30 protein-coding genes and 1 pseudogene are annotated in these 20,370 nt (G+C 35.1%); all 31 read left to right on the plus strand.

The window, feature by feature from the left end; translation table 11 throughout:
* The first annotated feature begins 15 nt into the window (after window positions 1-15).
* The 31 genes and pseudogenes from rpsQ (at window position 16) to tkt (ending at window position 20,353) form a co-directional block, all read left to right on the plus strand.
* A complete protein-coding gene (rpsQ, locus tag CIGNP109_RS05675) occupies window positions 16-261 on the plus strand; it encodes a 30S ribosomal protein S17 (protein ID WP_407712977.1) in 246 nt (81 codons plus the stop codon).
* Window positions 261-629, plus strand: coding sequence for a 50S ribosomal protein L14 (rplN, locus tag CIGNP109_RS05680; RefSeq protein ID WP_086225394.1), 369 nt, complete (start codon window positions 261-263; stop codon window positions 627-629). The genes rpsQ and rplN overlap by 1 nt, the downstream gene beginning before the upstream one ends.
* Window positions 629-862 (plus strand): 50S ribosomal protein L24, encoded by a 234-nt coding sequence (gene rplX, locus CIGNP109_RS05685; RefSeq protein ID WP_086225395.1) that lies wholly within the window; start codon window positions 629-631, stop codon window positions 860-862. The genes rplN and rplX overlap by 1 nt, the downstream gene beginning before the upstream one ends.
* Window positions 863-864: 2 nt before the next feature.
* Window positions 865-1,407: a 50S ribosomal protein L5 gene (rplE, locus tag CIGNP109_RS05690; protein WP_086228533.1), complete on the plus strand. Its 543-nt coding sequence runs from the start codon at window positions 865-867 to the stop codon at window positions 1,405-1,407.
* A gap of 1 nt (window position 1,408) precedes the next feature.
* Window positions 1,409-1,594 (plus strand): type Z 30S ribosomal protein S14, encoded by a 186-nt coding sequence (locus CIGNP109_RS05695; protein WP_038452543.1) that lies wholly within the window; start codon window positions 1,409-1,411, stop codon window positions 1,592-1,594.
* Window positions 1,595-1,604: 10 nt separating this feature from the next.
* A complete protein-coding gene (gene rpsH / locus CIGNP109_RS05700; protein ID WP_086225397.1) occupies window positions 1,605-2,000 on the plus strand; it encodes a 30S ribosomal protein S8 in 396 nt (131 codons plus the stop codon).
* A 103-nt stretch (window positions 2,001-2,103) separates the two neighbouring features.
* On the plus strand, window positions 2,104-2,640 hold the full coding sequence (gene rplF / locus CIGNP109_RS05705; RefSeq protein ID WP_086226581.1) for a 50S ribosomal protein L6: 537 nt from the start codon (window positions 2,104-2,106) through the stop codon (window positions 2,638-2,640).
* Between the two features lie 9 nt (window positions 2,641-2,649).
* On the plus strand, window positions 2,650-3,006 hold the full coding sequence (rplR, locus tag CIGNP109_RS05710; RefSeq protein ID WP_086225399.1) for a 50S ribosomal protein L18: 357 nt from the start codon (window positions 2,650-2,652) through the stop codon (window positions 3,004-3,006).
* A gap of 14 nt (window positions 3,007-3,020) precedes the next feature.
* Window positions 3,021-3,464: a 30S ribosomal protein S5 gene (rpsE, locus tag CIGNP109_RS05715; RefSeq protein ID WP_086225400.1), complete on the plus strand. Its 444-nt coding sequence runs from the start codon at window positions 3,021-3,023 to the stop codon at window positions 3,462-3,464.
* Window positions 3,465-3,473: 9 nt separating this feature from the next.
* The gene (gene rplO, locus CIGNP109_RS05720) at window positions 3,474-3,875 is read left to right on the plus strand and encodes a 50S ribosomal protein L15 (protein WP_086225401.1); all 402 of its coding nucleotides are present in this window, start codon (window positions 3,474-3,476) and stop codon (window positions 3,873-3,875) included.
* Window positions 3,875-5,137, plus strand: coding sequence for a preprotein translocase subunit SecY (gene secY / locus CIGNP109_RS05725; RefSeq protein ID WP_086225402.1), 1,263 nt, complete (start codon window positions 3,875-3,877; stop codon window positions 5,135-5,137). The genes rplO and secY overlap by 1 nt, the downstream gene beginning before the upstream one ends.
* A 1-nt stretch (window position 5,138) precedes the next feature.
* Window positions 5,139-5,900: a type I methionyl aminopeptidase gene (gene map / locus CIGNP109_RS05730; RefSeq protein ID WP_086225403.1), complete on the plus strand. Its 762-nt coding sequence runs from the start codon at window positions 5,139-5,141 to the stop codon at window positions 5,898-5,900.
* Window positions 5,901-5,984: 84 nt separating this feature from the next.
* A complete protein-coding gene (gene infA, locus CIGNP109_RS05735) occupies window positions 5,985-6,203 on the plus strand; it encodes a translation initiation factor IF-1 (protein WP_009649712.1) in 219 nt (72 codons plus the stop codon).
* Window positions 6,204-6,206: 3 nt separating this feature from the next.
* On the plus strand, window positions 6,207-6,818 hold the full coding sequence (locus tag CIGNP109_RS05740) for a Crp/Fnr family transcriptional regulator (RefSeq protein WP_086228534.1): 612 nt from the start codon (window positions 6,207-6,209) through the stop codon (window positions 6,816-6,818).
* 66 nt (window positions 6,819-6,884) lie between these two features.
* Window positions 6,885-8,210: a hydroxylamine reductase gene (gene hcp / locus CIGNP109_RS05745; protein WP_086228535.1), complete on the plus strand. Its 1,326-nt coding sequence runs from the start codon at window positions 6,885-6,887 to the stop codon at window positions 8,208-8,210.
* A gap of 226 nt (window positions 8,211-8,436) precedes the next feature.
* Window positions 8,437-8,550, plus strand: coding sequence for a 50S ribosomal protein L36 (gene rpmJ, locus CIGNP109_RS05750; protein WP_002848032.1), 114 nt, complete (start codon window positions 8,437-8,439; stop codon window positions 8,548-8,550).
* A 3-nt stretch (window positions 8,551-8,553) separates the two neighbouring features.
* Entirely contained in the window at window positions 8,554-8,922 is a 369-nt protein-coding gene (gene rpsM / locus CIGNP109_RS05755; RefSeq protein ID WP_086225406.1) for a 30S ribosomal protein S13, read from the plus strand.
* Between the two features lie 9 nt (window positions 8,923-8,931).
* Window positions 8,932-9,324 (plus strand): 30S ribosomal protein S11, encoded by a 393-nt coding sequence (rpsK, locus tag CIGNP109_RS05760; protein ID WP_086228536.1) that lies wholly within the window; start codon window positions 8,932-8,934, stop codon window positions 9,322-9,324.
* Window positions 9,325-9,351: 27 nt separating this feature from the next.
* Window positions 9,352-9,978 carry a 30S ribosomal protein S4 gene (gene rpsD, locus CIGNP109_RS05765; protein WP_086225408.1) on the plus strand — a complete coding sequence of 209 codons (627 nt, stop codon included), beginning with the start codon at window positions 9,352-9,354 and terminating at the stop codon, window positions 9,976-9,978.
* Between the two features lie 13 nt (window positions 9,979-9,991).
* Window positions 9,992-10,990 carry a DNA-directed RNA polymerase subunit alpha gene (locus CIGNP109_RS05770; RefSeq protein ID WP_086225409.1) on the plus strand — a complete coding sequence of 333 codons (999 nt, stop codon included), beginning with the start codon at window positions 9,992-9,994 and terminating at the stop codon, window positions 10,988-10,990.
* 16 nt (window positions 10,991-11,006) lie between these two features.
* Complete coding sequence (gene rplQ / locus CIGNP109_RS05775; protein WP_086225410.1) at window positions 11,007-11,363, plus strand: 50S ribosomal protein L17; 357 nt, start codon at window positions 11,007-11,009, stop codon at window positions 11,361-11,363.
* A 465-nt stretch (window positions 11,364-11,828) separates the two neighbouring features.
* Window positions 11,829-12,180, plus strand: a pseudogene (locus tag CIGNP109_RS08645) (5'-nucleotidase C-terminal domain-containing protein).
* A 325-nt stretch (window positions 12,181-12,505) separates the two neighbouring features.
* Window positions 12,506-13,336, plus strand: a complete 831-nt coding sequence (locus tag CIGNP109_RS05790) for an autotransporter outer membrane beta-barrel domain-containing protein (protein ID WP_086228539.1) — start codon at window positions 12,506-12,508, stop codon at window positions 13,334-13,336.
* A gap of 82 nt (window positions 13,337-13,418) precedes the next feature.
* Entirely contained in the window at window positions 13,419-13,694 is a 276-nt protein-coding gene (locus CIGNP109_RS05795; RefSeq protein ID WP_086228540.1) for a NifU family protein, read from the plus strand.
* A 349-nt stretch (window positions 13,695-14,043) separates the two neighbouring features.
* A complete protein-coding gene (locus CIGNP109_RS05800; protein WP_086228541.1) occupies window positions 14,044-14,589 on the plus strand; it encodes a hypothetical protein in 546 nt (181 codons plus the stop codon).
* Window positions 14,570-15,841 carry a UDP-N-acetylmuramoyl-L-alanyl-D-glutamate--2,6-diaminopimelate ligase gene (locus tag CIGNP109_RS05805; protein WP_086228542.1) on the plus strand — a complete coding sequence of 424 codons (1,272 nt, stop codon included), beginning with the start codon at window positions 14,570-14,572 and terminating at the stop codon, window positions 15,839-15,841. Before CIGNP109_RS05800 ends, CIGNP109_RS05805 begins: the two co-directional genes overlap by 20 nt.
* A 2-nt stretch (window positions 15,842-15,843) precedes the next feature.
* A complete protein-coding gene (panD, locus tag CIGNP109_RS05810; RefSeq protein WP_086228543.1) occupies window positions 15,844-16,191 on the plus strand; it encodes an aspartate 1-decarboxylase in 348 nt (115 codons plus the stop codon).
* 55 nt (window positions 16,192-16,246) lie between these two features.
* Window positions 16,247-16,555 carry a YbaB/EbfC family nucleoid-associated protein gene (locus tag CIGNP109_RS05815; RefSeq protein ID WP_086226570.1) on the plus strand — a complete coding sequence of 103 codons (309 nt, stop codon included), beginning with the start codon at window positions 16,247-16,249 and terminating at the stop codon, window positions 16,553-16,555.
* A complete protein-coding gene (locus CIGNP109_RS05820; RefSeq protein WP_086228544.1) occupies window positions 16,552-17,622 on the plus strand; it encodes a DUF7488 domain-containing protein in 1,071 nt (356 codons plus the stop codon). Before CIGNP109_RS05815 ends, CIGNP109_RS05820 begins: the two co-directional genes overlap by 4 nt.
* Entirely contained in the window at window positions 17,619-18,446 is an 828-nt protein-coding gene (locus CIGNP109_RS05825) for a polyprenyl synthetase family protein (protein ID WP_086228545.1), read from the plus strand. Before CIGNP109_RS05820 ends, CIGNP109_RS05825 begins: the two co-directional genes overlap by 4 nt.
* Window positions 18,447-18,448: 2 nt before the next feature.
* On the plus strand, window positions 18,449-20,353 hold the full coding sequence (gene tkt / locus CIGNP109_RS05830; RefSeq protein WP_086228546.1) for a transketolase: 1,905 nt from the start codon (window positions 18,449-18,451) through the stop codon (window positions 20,351-20,353).
* Window positions 20,354-20,370 lie beyond the last annotated feature (17 nt).

Here is a 20,370-nt window from a genome sequence, read left to right on the forward strand (position 1 = left end):
ATGATGGCAGTAGAAATGAAAAGAGAAATTCAAGGTGTCGTAGTAGCGATAGCTGGGAATAAAACTGCAACTATATTAGTTGAAAGAAGAGTTATGCACCCAAGATATCACAAATTCGTAAAACGCTTTAAAAAGTATCTAGTTCATGATGAAAAAAATGAGCTAAAAGTGGGAGATACTATATCAGCTGTTGAGTGCAGACCGCTAAGCGCTAGAAAAAAATTCCGCTTACAATCAGTTTTGAAAACAGGAGTTGAATAATGATACAAAGTTTTACAAGACTAGCAGTAGCAGATAATAGTGGCGCAAAAGAGTTAATGTGTATAAAAGTTTTAGGTGGTAGCAAAAGACGATATGCAAGCCTAGGTGATGTTATCGTTTGCTCAGTTAAGAAAGCTCTACCAAATGGCAAAATTAAAAAAGGTCAAGTGGTAAAAGCAGTAGTGGTAAGGACTAAAAAAGAGGTTCAAAGAGATAATGGATCTTTAATTAGATTTGATGAAAATGCTGCTGTTATACTTGATAACAAAAGAGAGCCAGTAGGTACTCGTATATTTGGCCCAGTGGGTAGAGAAGTAAGATATGCGAATTTTATGAAAATCGTATCTCTTGCACCGGAGGTTCTATAATGGCAGTAAAATATAAAATCAAAAAAGGCGATGAAGTAAAAGTAATCGCAGGTGATGATAAAGGCAAAGTTGCTAAAGTTTTAGCAGTACTTCCTAAAAAAGGTCAAGTGATAGTAGAGGGTGTAAAAGTTGCTAAAAAAGCTGTAAAACCAAGTGAGAAAAATCCAAATGGTGGCTTTATAAGCAAAGAGATGCCTATTGATATTTCAAATGTAAGCAAAGTTGAGGGCTAAGTATGAGATTAAAAACTAAATACGCAGATAGTATTAAACCGGCTTTGGTTAAAGAATTTGATATCAAAAATCCTATGCTTATTCCAGCAATTGAGAAAATTGTGATTAGCGTCGGAGCTGGCGAGGGTGCTAAGGATCAAAAATTACTTCAAAATATGGCTGATACAATATCTTTAATAGCCGGCCAAAAAGCAGTTGTTACAAATGCTAAAAAATCGGTTGCTGGCTTTAAAGTAAGAGAAGGTTTCCCTGTTGGTATAAAAGTAACTCTAAGAAAAGAGCAAATGTATGCATTCTTAGATAAGCTAATTAGCATCGCACTTCCTAGGGTAAAAGACTTCCGTGGTTTGCCTAGAGATGGATTTGATGGTCGTGGTAATTATAACTTTGGTTTAAATGAACAACTAATGTTTCCAGAAGTTGTATTTGATCAAATTCTAAGAACACATGGTATGAATATAACTATAGTTACAACAACTAACGATGACAAACAAGCGTTCAAGCTACTTGAACTCTTTGGCATTCCATTTGCAAAAGGAAAGTAATATGGCAAAAAAATCAATGATAGCAAAAGCAGCACGCAAACCTAAATTTAGCGTGCGTGGATACACTAGATGTCAAATTTGTGGTCGCCCACACTCTGTTTATAAAGATTTTGGAATTTGCCGTGTGTGCCTAAGAAAAATGGCTAACGAAGGACTAATACCAGGTCTTAAAAAAGCAAGTTGGTAAGGGAAGCAAGATGATAAATGATTTAATTTCAGATGGATTAACACGCATTAGAAATGCGGCTATGAGAAGATTAGAGACTACTCAACTTCTACACTCAAATGTTGTTGAGGCGACTTTAAAAATTCTAGCACAAAAAGGTTATATTGAAAGCTACAATGTTATTGAAGAGAATAATAAAAAATTCATTAATGTAGTTTTAAAATATGACGAGCGTGGTAGAAGTGTTATCAATGAGCTAAAAAGAGTTTCAAAACCAGGCCGTAGAGTTTATCAAGGCAAAGACGAGATTAAAAGATTTAAAAATGGTTATGGGACAATTATCGTTAGCACAAGTAAAGGTGTTTTAAGCAATGATGAAGCACACAAAGCTGGTGTTGGCGGTGAGGTGCTTTGTACAGTTTGGTAAGAGTGGAATTAGCCTTTTTAAATTTGAAAGGCTAATCTTTTTATGGTATTGGGTATCCATTCGCATAGCGTAGAAATACCCTAGACAAGTAAAAAGGAAAAATATGTCAAGAATTGGAAAACAGCCAATATCTATCCCAAGCGGTTTAGATGTTAGTTTAAATGGTGCAGTTTTAGTGTTTAAAAAGGGCAACGCTACTAAAGAACTAGACACTAAAGGTAATGTAAATGTAGAAGTTAAAGATGGTCTTATCACTTTTGCTAGCAAGGGCGATGATAGACAAAGCAGAGCCTACTGGGGTACATATCGTGCTTTGGCTAATAATATAGTAATTGGCCTAACTGCTGGATTTACTAGACAGTTAGAGATCAATGGTGTTGGTTATAAAGCTGCGGCAAAAGGTAAAGTATTAGAGTTAGCATTAGGCTTTTCTCACCCTATTAATTATGAGCTTCCTGAAGGTGTAGAAGTAAGTGTTGAGAAAAACATTATTACAATCAAAGGTAGTGATAAACAAGTAGTAGGCCAAGTAGCAGCTGAAGTAAGAGGCTTTAGACCACCAGAACCTTACAAAGGCAAAGGTGTCAAATATGTTGAAGAGCGCATAATCCGCAAAGCCGGTAAAACATCTAAGAAATAAGGGTAAGCAATGGTAGCAAATGTATTAAAAAGAAAATTATCTCTAAGAATTAAGAGAAAAAGAAGAATAAGAGCTAAAATTAGCGGTACTGCGTCTTGCCCTAGAATTTCTATATTCAAATCTAATAGAACTCTATATGTCCAAGCGATAGAAGATATCAACGCTACTACGCTTTGTGCTAGTGATGGTAGAAAACTAGGCATAAAAGCAAATAAAGCCGGTGCGGCAGTGCTAGCTAAAGATATTGCTGCAAAACTAGAAAAAGCTGGAATTAAAGAAGCGGTATTTGATAGAAATGGCTATCTTTATCATGGTGTAGTTGCAGCATTTGCTGAAGCTCTAAGAGAAAATGGCATTAAGCTATAACGCAAGGATTGTTGATGGAAAAGTATAATAGAGAAGAATTTGAAGAAGTAATCGTCGATATCGGTCGTGTTACTAAGGTTGTAAAAGGCGGTAGAAGATTTAGATTTACAGCTCTTGTTGTTGTAGGTGATAAAAAAGGTCGTGTTGGATTTGGATTTGGTAAAGCCAAAGAGGTGCCAGATGCGATGAGAAAGGCTACTGATGATGCGTTTAAAAACATTGTAGAAGTCAAATTAAAAGGCAATACAATTCCTCACGATATCGAAGTTAAATACAACGCAAGTAGAATTCTACTAAAACCAGCTAGCGAAGGTACCGGAGTTATCGCTGGTGGTGGTGCTCGTCCAGTTGTAGAGTTGGCAGGTATCAAAAATATACTTACTAAATCTCTTGGTTCAAACAACTCTGCAAATGTCGTTCGTGCTACAATTAAAGCATTAAGTATGCTAAAAGGTTAAGGAGAGAGCATGGGACTAGAAAATTTACAAAAAGCTGCTGGCTCAACTCGCAACACTAAAAGAATCGGTCGTGGTCAAGGTAGTGGCTGGGGTAAAACGGCTACAAAAGGCGGTAAAGGTCAAACAGCTAGAAAAGGTTATAACGAAAAAAGAGGCTTTGAAGGTGGCCAACAACCACTTCAAAGAAGACTACCAAAAGTAGGCTTTACTTCTAAATTTGAAAAACCATATGCGATTAGCGTTGATAAAAATCCTGCTATTAAAGAGTTAAGCGAAATTACGCTAGATACTCTTAAAACAGTACATAAATTCTCAAACAGCATTAAAAAAGTTAAACTCATTGGTGCTGGTGCTAAAGATTTAGCAAGTAAAATAAAAGATGAGAATATAAAGGCAACTGGAATTAACTAATGAACAGAGCATTAATCAACAAGATATTAATTACGCTTGGATTTTTGTTTGCTTACAGGGTGCTGGCTTATGTGCCAGTGCCTGGTGTAAATATTGATGTTATTAGGGAATTTTTTACTTCAAATAGCTCAAATGCACTTGGTATGTTTAATATGTTTAGCGGTGGTGCTGCTGAGCGTCTAAGCATTATTTCGCTAGGCATTATGCCTTATATTACAGCTTCAATTATTATGGAGCTTTTAGCTGCTACATTTCCAAATTTAGGCAAGATGAAAAAAGAGCGTGATGGTATGCAAAAATATATGCAGATTATCCGCTATGCTACTATCGTAATTACTGTGATACAAGCTATAGGTGTAAGTATCGGATTACAAAGCCTAACTGGCAAAGATGGATCTAGTGCGATAATGATAGATATGAATTTATTTATCGGAATTAGCTGTGTATCTATGCTAACTGGCACGATGTTACTTATGTGGATAGGTGAGCAGATCACTCAAAGAGGTATTGGTAATGGTATTAGTCTTATAATCTTTGCTGGTATCGTAAGTGGAATACCAAGTGCTATTGGCGGAACAATTGATCTAGTCAATACCGGCGAGTTAAATTTCTTAGTAGTTATAGCAATTGCTTTGATTATCCTAGCTACTGTTGGTGTGGTAATATATGTAGAGATGGGCGAAAGAAGGGTGCCGATTTCATATTCTCGTAAAACTGTTATGCAAAATCAAAATAAGAGAATAATGAATTACATCCCTATTAAAGTAAATTTAAGTGGTGTTATTCCACCGATTTTTGCTAGTGCTATTTTGATGTTCCCAGGGACAATTTTACAAGCAAGTACAAATGAGTTTATAGTAGCTATCAATGATTTCTTAAATCCAAATAGCTATTTTTTCAATATTTTAACATTTTTGTTTATTCTATTTTTTGCATATTTTTATGCTTCAATCACATTTAACGCAAAAGACATAAGCGAAAATTTAAAAAGACAAGGTGGATTTATTCCTGGTGTTAGACCTGGCGAAAGCACCGCTAACTTCTTAAATGAAGTAGCTAGCAGACTTACCTTAACTGGTTCTATATATCTTGGTCTTATCTCTACTTTGCCTTGGGTTTTGGTTAAATTTATGGGAGTTCCTTTCTATTTTGGTGGTACATCTGTATTGATTGTAGTTCAAGTAGCGCTTGATACTATGAGAAAGATAGAAGCTCAAGTATATATGAGTAAATATCAAACTCTAAGTGCGGTTGGGTTATAACATGGCTATAGGTATAAAAACTCCAAAAGAGATAGAGAGTATGCGTGCGGCTAATAAGATAGTCGCAGCTACTCTAGATCATCTCCATACTATTATTAAGCCTGGAATTTCGCTACTTGAAATTGACAAAATTTGCGAAGATATGATAGTCTCTGCTGGGGCTAAACCAGCTTTTAAAGGACTTTACGGCTTTCCAAATACAGCTTGTATCAGTGTAAATGAGGTTGTAATTCATGGAATTCCAAATGGCTATATTTTACAAGATGGCGATATAGTTTCAGTTGATATTGGTTCAAATTTAAATGGATTTTTTGGCGATAGTGCTAGGACATATCCAGTAGGTAATATCTCAAAAAGCGATGAAGATTTGATAGCTTGTAGCAAAGATGCTTTGTATTATGCCATTGATGAGATTAGGGTTGGTATGCATTTTAAAGAATTGTGCTATAAGTTGGAGCAATTTATACTATCTCGTGGGTATGTGCCTTTGAAGGGATTTTGTGGTCATGGCATAGGTCGCAAACCACATGAAGAGCCTGAAATTCCAAATTATTTAGAAGGGACAACTCCAAAAGCTGGGCCAAAGATCAGAAATGGTATGGTCTTTTGTATCGAGCCGATGATTTGTCAAAAAGATGGCACCCCAAAGATTGCCGCAGACAAATGGACTGTTACTAGCGTAGATGGTATGCGAACTAGCCATTATGAGCACTGCGTGGCTGTGATAAATGGCAAGGCTGAAATTTTAAGTAGCGTTAGCTAAAGGTTGCTTTGAGTTTAAAGAAATTTAAATTCAATTTAATTTTCTTTAAATTTGTAATAGCTGATAATAACGAAAGGAATAAATTTGGCAAAAGATGATGTTATAGAGATTGATGGCAATGTAGTTGAAGCCCTACCAAATGCCACTTTCAAAGTAGAATTAGATAATAAGCATGTGATTTTATGCCACATTGCAGGCAAGATGAGAATGCACTATATCAAAATAATGCCAGGTGATAGGGTTAAAGTGGAGCTTACGCCATATAGTCTAGATAAAGGCAGAATCACATATCGTTATAAATAATCTATGATAGAGATTTTAAAAGATAAGCTTAAAAGATTTGGTGTATCTTCGCAAGATTTAGATGAGATAGAAGAATCTTTACAAATTAAAAAATTTAGCGATGGTAGCTCCCTTGCAAAGAGCCATTATGGACTGCTGATGATAGGCTCTGGATCCCTTAGAGTTTATACTATTTTTGGCTCTCAAGAGCAGACAATTCTCACCCTTGAAAAGGGTGATGAATGGGTAATATGCCAAATTTGTACTCAAAAATCACTTCAATTAGAATTAAATCTTCAAGCTCTTGGCGATTTAGAAATTATCGCAATCCCAGATAATATTTTTAGAAATTTAAGGGAGAAATATCCTAAGCTTAGTGAGTATATTTTGACTATTTTTGCTAAGCAATTTGCTAAGAGTATAGAGGTAGCTTCAAAAAGCAAAACTATACCATTTCGTGATAGGCTGATTGAATTTATCAATAAAAATGTTATAAATAACAGCATAAAAATAACTCATCAGCAAATAGCAAATCATCTAGGCGTAACAAGAGAGAGCGTATCTAAAAATCTCAAACAGCTAGAAAAAAATGGATTTTTAACCCTATCAAGAGGTGAAATTTGTTTAGTTGTGTGAAGCGGTTACATACAAAAATATAAAAATTCTATAAAATCCAAATTTAATTTATTTTAAAGGATTTTTATGGATTTAGAGATGTTTTGTCATCAATGTGAGATGAGTGCTAATGATGGATGTGGCTCTAAAGGACAAAGTATCGGAACTTGCGGTAAAGACGCCACGCTAGCAAGACTACAAGATATGATGATATTTGCCCTAAAGGGTTTGAGCGCATATCGCCACCACGCAAATGAATTAGGGGCTAATACAAAAAATGTAGATGATGTAATGGCTCAAACCCTGTATTTTACACTTACAAATATGAATTTTAACTTTGATCAGCATATTGAACAATTGCTAAAAGTAGGCAAAGCCGGAGTAGAAGTTATGGATATTCTAAGCAATGCTCATACAAGCAAATTCGGTATCCCGACGCCCGTAAAAATCACTCAAAACAGAGCAGAAGGCAAAGCTATTTTAGTAAGCGGGCATAATCTTCATGCGCTAAAAGAGTTGTTAGAACAGACCAAAGACAAAGGGATTAATATCTATACTCACTCTGAAATGCTTCCAGCTCATGGCTATCCAGAGCTTAAAAAGTATCCTCATTTAAAAGGGAATTTAGGCAAAGCTTGGTTTGACCAAACTGAGCTTTTTAATAAATTTAACGGGGCTATTTTGATGACTACAAATTGTATTATCCCACTTCGCAAAAGTGCCAAGTATAGCGATAGATTGTTTGGATATGATATTGCTAGTACTAAAGGCATAGCTCATATTATCGGCGACGACTTTACTCCATTAATTAATAAGGCTTTAGAGCTTGATGATGTAAGCGGCTTTGATAGCGATGAAGTAATCAGCACAGGCCATCACTATAAGGCTGTTTTGCCTATGGCTGGTGAGATTTTAGAGGCAATTAAAAGTGGTAAAATTCGTAGATTTTTTGTTATAGCAGGATGTGATGCGCCTGGCAAGGGTAGAGAGTATTATAGAGAGCTAGCTCTTAGTGTGCCAAAGGATTGTGTGATTTTGACTTCAAGTTGTGGTAAATTTAGATTTAATGATATAGATTTTGGCTTAATTGAAGGGACAAATATCCCAAGATATTTAGATTTGGGTCAGTGCAATGATAGCAATGGCGGAGTAAAAATAGCTATGGCTTTAAGCGAAGCTACAGGGATAGCTATCAATGACTTGCCGCTTTCAATAGTGTTAATGTGGATGGAACAAAAAGCTATAATAATATTAGTAGCACTCTTATATTTAGGTGTAAAAAATATCCATATAGGGCCTAGCTTGCCAAAATTTTTAAATAGCGAGATATTAAATTTCTTAGTAGAAAAATATAATCTATCACTAATCAGCGAAGATCCAAAAGCGGATTTAGAGAAATTTTTAAACTCTTAAGTTTTTAACAGAGCTACGGCTCTGTTAAGCGTAATCCCATTTTGATTTAAATTCAAATTTATAAATTTTAAAGCCAATTTTAGATACAATTTTGCGCTTTGCATCCAAACTGGATAAAGAAGTGTTTTCAAAGCGTGCCACTTGTTTTGAAAATAGTTGGTTTAGGCGTGTTCTTAGACCTAAGTGCAGTCTAGTAAAAGTGGTAAATAATTTTTAGGAGACTCAGATGAAAGTTCGTCCTTCTGTAAAGAAGATGTGTGACAAATGTAAAATTGTCAAACGCAAAGGCATAGTTCATGTAATTTGCGAAAATCCAAAACATAAACAAAGACAAGGATAAGGTATGGCTCGTATTGCAGGTGTTGATTTACCAAAGAAAAAAAGAGTTGAGTATGGCCTTACATATATCTATGGTATAGGGCTATATACTTCAAGAAAAATTCTTGATGCTGTAGGTATCTCTTATGACAAGAGAGTTTATGAGCTAAGTGAAGATGAAGCCGCTGCGATCAGAAAAGAGATCCAAGAGCACTATATGGTTGAAGGTGACCTAAGAAAAAGTGTAGCTATGGATATTAAGGCTTTAATGGATTTAGGTAGCTTTAGAGGCTTAAGACACAGAAAAGGTCTGCCAGTGCGTGGTCAAAAAACAAAAACAAACGCAAGAACTAGAAAAGGCAGAAGAAAAACTGTTGGCGCTGCTACTAAATAAGGATAAAATATGGCAAAGAGAAAAGTAATTAAGAAAAAAGTAGTTAAAAAAAATATAGCTAGAGGCATAGTATATGTTTCTGCTACATTTAATAATACAATGGTTACGGTTACTGATGAGATGGGTAATGCTATTGCTTGGAGTAGTGCTGGTGGCTTAGGCTTTAAAGGTAGCAAAAAATCAACCCCATACGCAGCTCAACAAGCTGTAGAAGATGCATTAAATAAAGCTAAAGAGCATGGCATTAAAGAAGTAGGCATCAAAGTCCAAGGCCCAGGTAGTGGTAGAGAAACAGCAGTTAAAAGTATCGGCGCATTAGAAGGAATTAAGGTGCTATATCTAAAAGATATAACTCCTCTAGCTCACAATGGCTGCAGACCACCAAAACGCCGCCGCGTGTAATTGTAGATAGAATTTAGGAGAATTATAATGGCAAGATATAGAGGACCAGTTGAAAAATTAGAAAGACGCCTAGGTGTATCTCTTGCACTTAAAGGCGAAAGAAGACTAGCTGGCAAGAGCGCATTAGAAAAAAGACCATACGCTCCAGGCCAACACGGACAAAGAAAAGCTAAAGTAAGCGAATATGGCTTACAATTAAGAGAGAAACAAAAAGCTAAATTTATGTATGGCGTAAGTGAAAAACAATTTAGAAGATTATTTGCCGAAGCCGCAAGAAGAGAGGGAAATACCGGTGCACTTCTTATCTCTTTATTAGAGCAAAGACTTGATAATGTAGTTTATAGAATGGGCTTTGCATCTACTAGAAGATTCGCAAGACAGCTAGTAACTCACGGCCATATCTTAGTAAATGGCAAAAGGGTTGATATCCCTTCATACAGAGTAAGAGCCGGTGAAAAGATAGAAATTGTCGAGAAAAGCAAAGAAAACCCACAAATCGTTCGTGCTATAGAGCTTACTAATCAAACAGGCATGGTGGCTTGGGTTGATGTAGAAAAAGATAAAAAATATGGAATTTTCACTAGAATTCCAGAACGAGAAGAGGTTATCATTCCAGTTGAGGAAAGATATATAGTCGAGCTTTACTCTAAATAATAAGGAGAGTATGATGAGAAAGATAACAACATCAGCTTACATGCCTACTGATATAGAGGTTATCCCAGTAAGTGAAAATGTAGCTAAAATAGTAGCATATCCATTTGAAACTGGTTATGCAGTTACTCTAGCTCATCCGCTTCGCAGACTACTTTATACAAGTACAGTTGGATTTGCTCCAACTGCTGTTAAAATCGAGGGCGTATCGCACGAATTCGATAGTATGCGTGGTATGCTAGAAGATGTAACACTATTTATCATAAATCTCAAAAATTTACGATTTAAGCTAAAAAATGACTCAGAACATGAAGTTATCGAGTATAGCTTCAAAGGGCCAAAAGAGATAACTGGTGCTGATTTATGTAACGATATCGTTAGTATAGTAAATCCTGAAGCATATCTAGCAACAATCAATGAAGATGCTGAGCTTAAATTTACACTGGTAATAGAAAAAGGTATCGGTTATGTTCCTAGTGAAGAGATTAGAGAGAGTGTAGAGAGTGGCTATATCGCTCTTGATGCGTTTTTTACACCAGTTAAACATGCAGTTTATGAGATTGAAAATGTCCTAGTTGAGGATAATCCAGACTATGAAAAAATAGTTTTAACTATAACTACTGATGGTCAGGTGTCACCTTTAGAGGCGTTTAAAAACTCAATTGAGGCTATGTACAAGCAAATGGCAATATTTAATAATATTTTAAGTATAGACGTAAATATGGCTATGACATCATCTCAAGGTTCTAGTGAGCATTCAAAATTACTAGAGAGCATCGAAAATTTAAATCTATCAGCTAGAAGTTTTAACTGCTTAGATAAGGCTGAGATTAAATTTATCGGTGAGCTTGCTTTGATGGAAGAGAGCGAGTTAAAAGAGCTTAAAAATTTAGGTAAAAAATCTCTTGATGAGATTAAGGCTGTAATGGCTGAAATTGGCTATCCATTTAGCGAGAATAAGCTAGGCGATAGCAAAGAATCACTCAGAAAAAAGATAGCTGAGTTAAAATCATAAAAGCGAAGGAAAGATAATGAGACACAATCACGGATATAGAAAACTAGGCCGCACTAGCTCTCACCGTGCTGCTTTGCTTAAAAACCTTACGATCGCAATCGTTAAGGCTGGTAGAATTGAAACTACACTGCCAAAAGCAAAAGAGCTAAGAAGCTACGTAGAAAAATTAATTACAAGAGCTAGAAAAGGCGATTTTAACGCTCATAAATTTGTATTTGCATCTTTACAAGATAAAGAAGCTACTAACAAATTAGTTACTCAAATCGCACCAAAATATGCAAATAGAAATGGTGGCTACACTAGAATTATCAAAACACGCACCAGAAAAGGTGACGCAGCTGAAATGGCTTATATCGAGCTAGTATCTGAATAAAATTATTTGCTAGGAGAGATCCTAGCAAGTTGCTTAATTAAGTATTCTAAATTTACAAACCATACATTTTAAAAATCAAATGGGGTTATATTTATAATATCTGCTCTACAAACCAAGTCAAGTTCATCTCTAGGCTCTGAATTGATATTTAAAAATGAGATAAGTAGTGCTAAAAAATATATAAAAATTCTAAAAGATACTTACCAAATTTCAAACTCCATTATATGTTAATCAAACCGCTATAGTTTCAGCAAATGAATGGGGTAAATATGTAGGCAAGGCAAAGCTAATAATAAAAGATAAAAAACTAGTTGATATACAATGGAAAGATACAGCTATTACAGAGCAAGAGTTTGTTGCCGATCCTAAATTTCTAAAATTTTAAAGCCATATATAAAAGAGGCAAACCAAAGCTTAAACGAAGTTATCGGCGTCTCTAGTGATAAATTTGAGTTTAAAAACAATATAACCCGCTACCAAGAGAGCACCATAGGCAATCTTGTTTGTGATAGTGTAGTTGGATATCTAAAAGAACGTAATATTAGTGTAGATTTTGCTATGATGAATGGTGGAGGTATACGCTTTGGACTACTAAAAGGAGATAAAAAAAGAGCATATCCTTACAGCATTGCTATATAAAAATAATGCATATGTGGTAAAAATCGATGGTAAAACTCTTTTAGAGCTTTTTGATGCAGTTGCTAAAGTGCCACAAGGAAGCGGATCATTTATGCAAGTATCTTCGGCTGTTTCTCATACTATTTTGTATGAAAAAGATGAAAAAAATAGCAAACTTTTAAATCTTAAATTAAATTAAGCTCCCATAGATATAAATCGCACCTACTACTTAGCGACTAATGATTATGTGATTTATAGCGATCCGCGCTATAAAGATATATTTAGCAATTTAGAAATATTTGATAATTCAGTGCTACTTAGTCAAGCGGTAATAGACTACATCAAAAGCCAAAAAACCAAAATAACCCCAATAATAGATGGTAGAATTACAATAATTAAGCAATAATTCTAATAATGAAGTAGGCAAAAGAATTTCAAATGTTACAACTCGCTCAAATGCAAGCCAACTTGCAAATTTCATCGAATCTCTTGAAGGGCAAAAATTTGCTGATGTTAGTAGCGGTGTGCTTCTTTCAATGATGGCTGATGAGATGGCTGCGTATCAAAACTCATTTTATCTAAATGCCATAGGCGCTAAAGGCGACTTTAAAGATGGCACAAATCCAAAAATCTACGGCGCAATTTTAGGCTATGATAGAATGATAGATGACTTGCTAATTGGTGGTTACTTCTCATATACAAATTCCCAAACTGAAAATATCAAGCTTGATAGCGATGTCTATGAACTTGGCCTTTATTCTAGATATTTTTTAGATAATAATGAATTTGGCTTTAATATAGCTGGAGGTTATGGTAAAAATGATTTAAGCTATACTCAAAATATCTTTGGGACAAATAAAATATTGCAGTCTAATTTTAACTCATCATATATTGCTTTAGGATTAGATTATGGTTATAGATTTGCCATCAATGATAATGCAAGTATTAAACCATATATTGGAGCAGATTATCTATATTCTAAAATTCAAAACTACACTCTAAAAGATGAAACCGGAGCAGACTTTCAAAAAGTACAGAGCAATACAGTTAAGAATTTAAAAGCTAAACTAGGTCTTGAAATGGTTAAAAACTTTGATGAAATTTCAATATATGCTAATGCTAAAATTAAAAGAGACTTAATCAATGATGAAGGATTTACTAGAAGCTCATTTGCAGGTTCAAGCGCTGGATTTAATATCAAAGGCAATGATAAAAAACATACAAATTTTGCACTTGATACTGGAATTGCATATAATGCAACCAAAAATCTAAGTTTAAATCTAAACCTAGGAGCTGATGTAAATAGCGATGATAAAATATATAGCACAAGTTTTGGAGCTGCTTATAAATTCTAATAACTCGAGCCTAGAAATAGGCTCCATTTAATCTAAATTTTTTATACTACTATATAATTATTAAAAATATAAAAGGATAAAAATGATACCATTTAGCGATGAAGAGCTATATGAGCCAGTTTGGCAGAGCCTTAAAGTTGTAATGCCTATGCTTGAGCGTGATGGTGGCGGTATGAAGCTTTTGGGGATTAAAAATGGAGTTGTTTATGTGCGTTTAACTGGGCATTGTAACGGCTGTGCTGCAAGTGGTCAGACGCTTAAATTTGGGATTGAAAAGCAGATTCGCAACGATATTCATCCAGAATTGACAGTAGTAAATATTCCAATCGGTCAAGAATTTGATATATCAAAGATGTAAAATCTTACAATGTTTCAAACTAAATTCAGATAAAATTTATTATATTTTATAAAAGATAGTGGAGGATTTTGTTGTACTTTTAGTCTTAAGCAGTGAAAATGGTAAATTTTGAATTATCTCTTTTGGCGTGTGGTTATAGCATCTACTAATGCAACTAAAATCTAAGTTGAAATTTAAACCTAGGAGATGATATAAATAGCGATGATAAAATCTATAGCACAAACTTTAGAACTACTTATAAATTCTATTAATAGAGCCTAAAAATAGGCTCTATTTAATCTAAATTTTTTATATTTTGTGTATAATTAGTCAAAATTTTTTTAAATTTATGCTATATCCAGGGGAATAGATGGAGCAAAATTACAAAGAAATTGCGATAAAATTATTTAAGCAAGGTCAATTTGAGCTAGCTAAAATAAGCCTTAGCATGGCGTATAATAAATTGCCAAGCGATGAGTTGCTTGCATTTATTGAGTTTTGCGATATAGCAAAGGATAATCCAAATGATGCTTTCTCGCTCTTTGCGATATACTTTGATTCAGCTCAAGATGACAATACGCAAATATTTAATGAGATGATTGAGATTATGCAAAGCTCAGCCCAAGAGAGCAATATGGAGATTGAAAGCCAAAATGCTATTACTTATGCTGATTTTAAAAATTTGTTAAATGAAAATAATTTTAAAAGTCTATTTGAGAGCATTTTATTTTCAACTAAAATCATAATTATGCATAAAGATGAGCTTTTTGAGCTGGTAAATTTCCTTGTAGATAATGGATTTACGGAAATTGGACTAAAGTATTTAGAGGGTTCAACTAAGATGTTTGCAGGAGATGAGCGCTTAGCAATTATGCTAGAAAAGATTAAGGATAAAGATGAAAATAGCCTTAAATAATGGATTTTTAACTGATAATTCTAATGATGTTACGACTGGGGCTTATTTTGTAGTTACTAATTCAAATTCAAAATATGCAGATGATGCACTAGATGCTGGAGCAAAACTAATTAGCCCACGACAAGCTATAGAGATTTTAGGACTTAAAGAACGTATAAAAATTATTGGAATTACAGGTACAAATGGCAAGACTACAACGGCGTTTTTACTTGCTCATACTCTCTCAAATTTAGGCTATAAATGTGCTATTAGCGGGACATGTGGATCATTTGTAGATGGTAGGCAGATTGCTAAAAAAGGGTTGACAACTAGTCAAATTCTAGAGACTCTAAGCTATATAAAAGAAGCAGTTGAATGTGATTGTAAATATTTTATAATGGAGGTTAGCTCACACGCAATAGCTCAAAATCGCATTGAAGGCTTGAGTTTTGCGTTAAAAATTTTTACGAATTTAAGTCAAGACCATTTAGATTTTCATAAAAGCTTTGATGAGTACGCTAGAGTAAAATCAAGCTTTTTATCAGATTCAAGCGATAAAATTATAAATTGCGACGATAAAAATATTAGCTATAATGCTTTAAATGCACTTACCTACTCATTAAAAAACGGCAACATAATCGCTAGTAATTTTGAGTTAAAAGATGGCATAATAGCAACTATACAAAGCAAGAGCGAAATAGCAAATTTAAGCCTAAATTTGCATGGCAAATTTAATCTTTATAATGCTCTTGGCGTTATTGCTGCAAGCAAGAAGTTGCTAAATTTAGACCTTCAATCTATTTGCAATGCTCTAAAAGGCTTTAGTGGAGTAGCTGGTAGAATGGAGATAGTATCTCCTGATATTATTGTAGATTTTGCACATACACCAGATGGGATAGAAAAAGTTTTAAGCTCCATAACAGAAAGAGAGTTGATAGTAGTCTTTGGTGCTGGTGGCGATAGAGATAAAAGTAAGCGAGCTATAATGGGACAAATAGTTGCAAAATATGCTAAGGTTGCAATCGTAACAAGCGATAACCCTCGTAGCGAAGATCCAAATTCAATAATAGAACAAGTCGCTTCTAAAATGCCGCCAAATACCATTAAAATTACCGATCGTAAAGAGGCCATTAAAAGGGCAATAGATATACAAAATGGCGAAGTTTTACTCATTTTAGGTAAGGGAGATGAGGATTATCAAGAGATAAATGGGATAAAGTATCCATTTAGCGATCAAAAAATAGTAAAAGAAATATTAAGCAATAAAGGATAAAAATGAAAATAGAGATGCTAGCTAGCAAAATTCACAGAGCCACAGTAACTGATGCAAATTTAAACTATGTAGGCTCTATTACAATTGATGAAAATCTGATGAAGGCTGCAAATTTAATCGAATTTCAAAAGGTTGAAATCTTAGATGTAAATAATGGTGAGAGATTTGCAACTTATGTAATAAAAGGGGAAAAAGAGGGCGAAATATGTTTAAATGGAGCAGCTGCTAGAAAGGTTTGTATAGGTGATATTATTATAATAGTTAGCTATGCTACAATGAGTGTAAAAAAGGCTAAAAAATTTAAACCAGCTATTGTTCATGTAGATTCAAATAATAAAATAGATGACTAAAAAAGCCAAATTTAATGGCTCATTTGTTATAATCGCCAAAATTTAAAGGTTAAGTATGTTTAAGGATTTTGATTTTTCAAAAATGGGTGAAATGTTGGCTCAAGCCCAGCAAAAAGCAAGCGAATTTGAGGCGCAGATTGCCGCAAAAGAGTTTGAGAGTAAATCAGGCGGTGGATTAATTAGTGTTAAGATTAATGGCAAGGCCGAAATTCTAGATATTTGCATAGATGATTCCTTGCTTGAAGATAAGGATAGCTTGCAAATTTTGCTAATTTCAGCTGTGAATGATGCTATTAAACTAGCTAACGATGAAAAGCAAAATGCAGCCGCATCTTTACTTGGCGGTTTTGGAGGTATAAGGTGAGAAAGATTTTGGCTGCTATTTTAGTGGTTGGGGCGATTTTGCATGCCGCCCCAGAGCCGACAATCGCTGATAGAACGGCGATTTATGATAAAATGCGTGAGTCGCAGTTTAACTACAAAGATCAAATAGCAATCTCTTTAAATGGTGAATATGCTGCTGTTGTTTATGATAAGGCAAACCCGCTAAATAAAAAGGATTATATTAAATTTGACCCATATTTAGGGCTATATTTGGTTAGACCAGGGTTTTCTTTGCGTGGTGCATTTATGCTTGATGAGATCGATAGTAAGCAAGATATGTGGGTTATGACGCTACAAGAAAACATTACAAATATGGGGCATATTAAGAGTTTTGGTAGTGAATTAGGTCAATTTGATGAGCTTAGCTTTAAAACAGGTAAGGTTGGAATGCTAGTATGCGATTGCGCTTCAATGGTAGGAATTAGCCTAGGCGATGATAAATTTATTCCAAATAGATATTTAAAGCATTTTATGCGATATGACGATGTGTATTATGGTGATATTGGAGTTAAATTTAGCGAAGATAATGCTACTATAAAAGTTCAAAGTGTAAATCCATTTGGTTCAGGCAAGGAGCTTAAAAGCTCTGATATAGTCGTCTCAGTAAATGGCAAAACGCCAAAAAATTTAAGAGAAATAAATGAGATGGTGCTATTTGCCGATAAGGGTTCGGTGCTTAAATTTGAGATAAAGCGTGATGGAAAACCACTAAGCTACGATGTAAAAATGGCAAATATTACAGTTAAAAATTTAGATATAAAAGAAGCTGAGAGCAATAAAACTGCAATTAAAAAAACACAGCCAAAGTCTAAATTTTCATCTGAATTTGGTGCTAGCTTGAATAAATCATTAGTTATTACAAGCATTAAGGCTAATTCAAAAGCTGCAAAATTAGGACTAAAAGCTGGTGATAAGATTATGCAAATTGATGGCGTAGCAATTAAAAGTATTTCTAAAATAGATGAGTTAATGAAAAATAAAAGTGGATTAGTATATATTTTGGTTTCTAGAGATGATTTTCAGTTTTTTGTGCGAGTAAATAGATGAGCTTTCTAGAGTATCTAGAATCAAATTTGCCTAGCGTAGAGAGTTTTCATCCGCATTTTAATGAGGCTCTTGCTTGGGTTTTAAAAGCTGGAGGAAAGCATTTTCGTGCCCAATTAGTTATAGGCACTGCAAAGGCCATTAATCCATTGTGCGATCCATATGCAGCAGCTTTAGCTGTGGAGCTTTTGCATACATATTCGCTCATTCACGATGATCTTCCAGCGATGGATAATGCCAATCTTCGCCGTGGTGTGCCAACCTTGCATGTAAAATATGATGAGGTTACTGCAATCTTAGCTGGAGATGCACTAAATACTGCAGCATTTGGAGTGTTGGCTAATTCAAATTTACCGCCACACATTGCTATAAAATGCATACAAGTATTAAGTAAAAATGGCGGCCTTGATGGAATGGTAATTGGTCAAGCCATTGATTGCTATTTTGAAAATAAAAAATTAAGCTTAGATGAGCTTGAGTTTTTACATCTGCATAAAACAGGTGCATTGATTGCTGCTAGTATGCAAATTGGTGCAATAGTAGCTGGTGCAAGCGATGAAGAGTCTAATGATATATATAAGGCCGGTTTAAAACTAGGTCTTGCATTTCAAATTCACGATGATATAATAGATGCTACAAGTAGTAGCGATAAAGCTGGAAAACCTACAAATAATGATAGTTCCAAAAACTCATTTACAAATTTACTTGGTGTTGATAAAGCCATAGAAGCTAGAGATGAGCTAGAAAAGCAAATTATCAATCAAATTCAAAATCAAGATGTAAAAGAGTTGGTTTCAAACTTAATAAACAAATACCTAAAAGGATAAAAATGTATAAAAAACAGGCCGATACAATAAGATTTTTATGTGCTGACATGGTACAAAAGGCAAATTCAGGTCACCCAGGCGCACCAATGGGGCTAGCTGATATAATTGCAGTTTTGAGCACTCATCTAAATCACAATCCCAAAAATCCATCTTGGTTAAATAGAGATAGATTGATCTTTAGTGGTGGTCATGCTAGTAGCTTGGTTTATAGCTTTTTATATCTTAGTGGATATGATATTAGCTTAGATGATTTAAAGGCGTTTCGCCAACTCCACTCTAAGACTCCAGGCCATCCCGAGATCGAGACTGCTGGTGTAGAGATTGCTACTGGGCCTCTTGGTCAGGGCGTGGCAAATGCTGTTGGCTTTGCTATGGCGGCTAAATCGGCTGCGAATTTGCTAGGTAGTGATATCATAAATCACAAGATCTATTGTCTATGTGGAGATGGCGATTTACAAGAAGGGATTAGCTATGAGGCCTGTGCGCTTGCGGGTAAGCATAATTTGGATAATTTAGTAATAATCTATGATAGCAATGAGATTACCATTGAAGGAGATACAGCTATAGCGTGGTCTGAGGATGTAAAGGTGAGATTTGAAGCGGCTGGATTTGAGGTAGCTAAGATAGATGGTCATTGCTATGATGAGATTGAATTTGCCCTAAATGAAGCCAAACACAAAACCAAGCCATATCTAATAATAGCCAAAACCAAAATCGCTAAAGGCGCTGGCGAGCTAGAAGGGAGCCACCACGCTCATGGCGCTCCGCTTGGTGCTGAGATTATCGCTAAGGCTAAAGAAGCGGCCGGATTTGATCCGAATTTGAGTTTTTTTGTAGATGATGATGTGAAATTTTGGTTTAATCTAGCCTTAGAAAGGGGTGATTTGGCAAATGCTTTATGGGATAAGAAAGTAAGCGAGTTAAGCCAAGATAAAAAAGAGCTGCTAAATTCGCTCTTAAATCCTGATTTTAGCAAGATAGAATTTCCTGTTTTTAACGCTCAAAAGATAGCTACAAGAGATAGTAATGGTAAAATTTTAAACGCTATCGCCGCTGCTTTGCCAGGTTTTATAGGTGGTAGTGCAGATTTAGCGCCTAGTAATAAAACAGAGTTAAAGGGCTTTGGTGAGTATCCAAACGGCAAAAATCTACACTTTGGTATCAGAGAACACGCTATGGCTGCGATCTGTAATGCCTATGCTAGGTATGGAATTTTCATCCCATTTAGTGCGACATTTTTTATATTTAGCGACTATCTCAAAGCTGGAGCTAGACTTGCGGCGTTAATGAGACTTAAACACTATTTTATCTGGACGCACGATAGTATCGGAGTAGGTGAAGATGGCCCAACACATGAGCCAATTGAGCAGCTTAGTACATTTAGAGCAATGCCGAATTTCTATACATTTCGCCCAGCTGATGGCGTGGAAAATGTAGAGTGCTGGAAGGTTGCGCTTAGGCTCAATGCGCCGTGTGCTTTTGTCTGTTCAAGACAGGGATTAAATCCATTAGATGAGCCTAAATTTGGTGGCGTGGCAAATGGTGCTTATCTCATCCAAGAGAGCCAAAATTCGCAAATTACACTAGTAGCTAGCGGTAGTGAGGTTGGATTATGCCTTGAAGCATCTAAATTATTAGAAAATAGTGGTATTGGCGTAAATGTCGTCTCTGCGCCTTGCTTTGAGCTTTTATGCGAGCAAGATGATGATTATATCAAGCGTATATTTTCGCCTAATACTAAAATTTTAGCCGTAGAGGCAGCAAGTGCGCTTGAGTGGTATAAATTTGCTGATAATGTGCTTGGAATGAGTTCATTTGGTGCTTCAGCTCCAGCTGATGAGCTATTTAAATATTTTGGATTTAGTGCTACAAATGTAGCTAATATCGCTAAAGAGATGATCAAATAAACTCTAGCCAATTGGCT

Source organism: Campylobacter sp. P0109, assembly GCF_002138755.1.
In the GTDB taxonomy this organism is placed as follows: Bacteria; Campylobacterota; Campylobacteria; order Campylobacterales; family Campylobacteraceae; genus Campylobacter; species Campylobacter devanensis.

Coding starts and splice junctions, on each gene's coding strand:
- rpsQ (WP_407712977.1), top strand. CDS start 16: ATGAAAAGAGAAATTCAAGGTGTCGTAGTAGCGATAGCTGGGAATAAA.
- rplN (WP_086225394.1), top strand. CDS start 261: ATGATACAAAGTTTTACAAGACTAGCAGTAGCAGATAATAGTGGCGCA.
- rplX (WP_086225395.1), top strand. CDS start 629: ATGGCAGTAAAATATAAAATCAAAAAAGGCGATGAAGTAAAAGTAATC.
- rplE (WP_086228533.1), top strand. CDS start 865: ATGAGATTAAAAACTAAATACGCAGATAGTATTAAACCGGCTTTGGTT.
- CIGNP109_RS05695 (WP_038452543.1), top strand. CDS start 1,409: ATGGCAAAAAAATCAATGATAGCAAAAGCAGCACGCAAACCTAAATTT.
- rpsH (WP_086225397.1), top strand. CDS start 1,605: ATGATAAATGATTTAATTTCAGATGGATTAACACGCATTAGAAATGCG.
- rplF (WP_086226581.1), top strand. CDS start 2,104: ATGTCAAGAATTGGAAAACAGCCAATATCTATCCCAAGCGGTTTAGAT.
- rplR (WP_086225399.1), top strand. CDS start 2,650: ATGGTAGCAAATGTATTAAAAAGAAAATTATCTCTAAGAATTAAGAGA.
- rpsE (WP_086225400.1), top strand. CDS start 3,021: ATGGAAAAGTATAATAGAGAAGAATTTGAAGAAGTAATCGTCGATATC.
- rplO (WP_086225401.1), top strand. CDS start 3,474: ATGGGACTAGAAAATTTACAAAAAGCTGCTGGCTCAACTCGCAACACT.
- secY (WP_086225402.1), top strand. CDS start 3,875: ATGAACAGAGCATTAATCAACAAGATATTAATTACGCTTGGATTTTTG.
- map (WP_086225403.1), top strand. CDS start 5,139: ATGGCTATAGGTATAAAAACTCCAAAAGAGATAGAGAGTATGCGTGCG.
- CIGNP109_RS05740 (WP_086228534.1), top strand. CDS start 6,207: ATGATAGAGATTTTAAAAGATAAGCTTAAAAGATTTGGTGTATCTTCG.
- hcp (WP_086228535.1), top strand. CDS start 6,885: ATGGATTTAGAGATGTTTTGTCATCAATGTGAGATGAGTGCTAATGAT.
- rpmJ (WP_002848032.1), top strand. CDS start 8,437: ATGAAAGTTCGTCCTTCTGTAAAGAAGATGTGTGACAAATGTAAAATT.
- rpsM (WP_086225406.1), top strand. CDS start 8,554: ATGGCTCGTATTGCAGGTGTTGATTTACCAAAGAAAAAAAGAGTTGAG.
- rpsK (WP_086228536.1), top strand. CDS start 8,932: ATGGCAAAGAGAAAAGTAATTAAGAAAAAAGTAGTTAAAAAAAATATA.
- rpsD (WP_086225408.1), top strand. CDS start 9,352: ATGGCAAGATATAGAGGACCAGTTGAAAAATTAGAAAGACGCCTAGGT.
- CIGNP109_RS05770 (WP_086225409.1), top strand. CDS start 9,992: ATGAGAAAGATAACAACATCAGCTTACATGCCTACTGATATAGAGGTT.
- rplQ (WP_086225410.1), top strand. CDS start 11,007: ATGAGACACAATCACGGATATAGAAAACTAGGCCGCACTAGCTCTCAC.
- CIGNP109_RS05795 (WP_086228540.1), top strand. CDS start 13,419: ATGATACCATTTAGCGATGAAGAGCTATATGAGCCAGTTTGGCAGAGC.
- CIGNP109_RS05800 (WP_086228541.1), top strand. CDS start 14,044: ATGGAGCAAAATTACAAAGAAATTGCGATAAAATTATTTAAGCAAGGT.
- CIGNP109_RS05805 (WP_086228542.1), top strand. CDS start 14,570: ATGAAAATAGCCTTAAATAATGGATTTTTAACTGATAATTCTAATGAT.
- panD (WP_086228543.1), top strand. CDS start 15,844: ATGAAAATAGAGATGCTAGCTAGCAAAATTCACAGAGCCACAGTAACT.
- CIGNP109_RS05815 (WP_086226570.1), top strand. CDS start 16,247: ATGTTTAAGGATTTTGATTTTTCAAAAATGGGTGAAATGTTGGCTCAA.
- CIGNP109_RS05825 (WP_086228545.1), top strand. CDS start 17,619: ATGAGCTTTCTAGAGTATCTAGAATCAAATTTGCCTAGCGTAGAGAGT.
- tkt (WP_086228546.1), top strand. CDS start 18,449: ATGTATAAAAAACAGGCCGATACAATAAGATTTTTATGTGCTGACATG.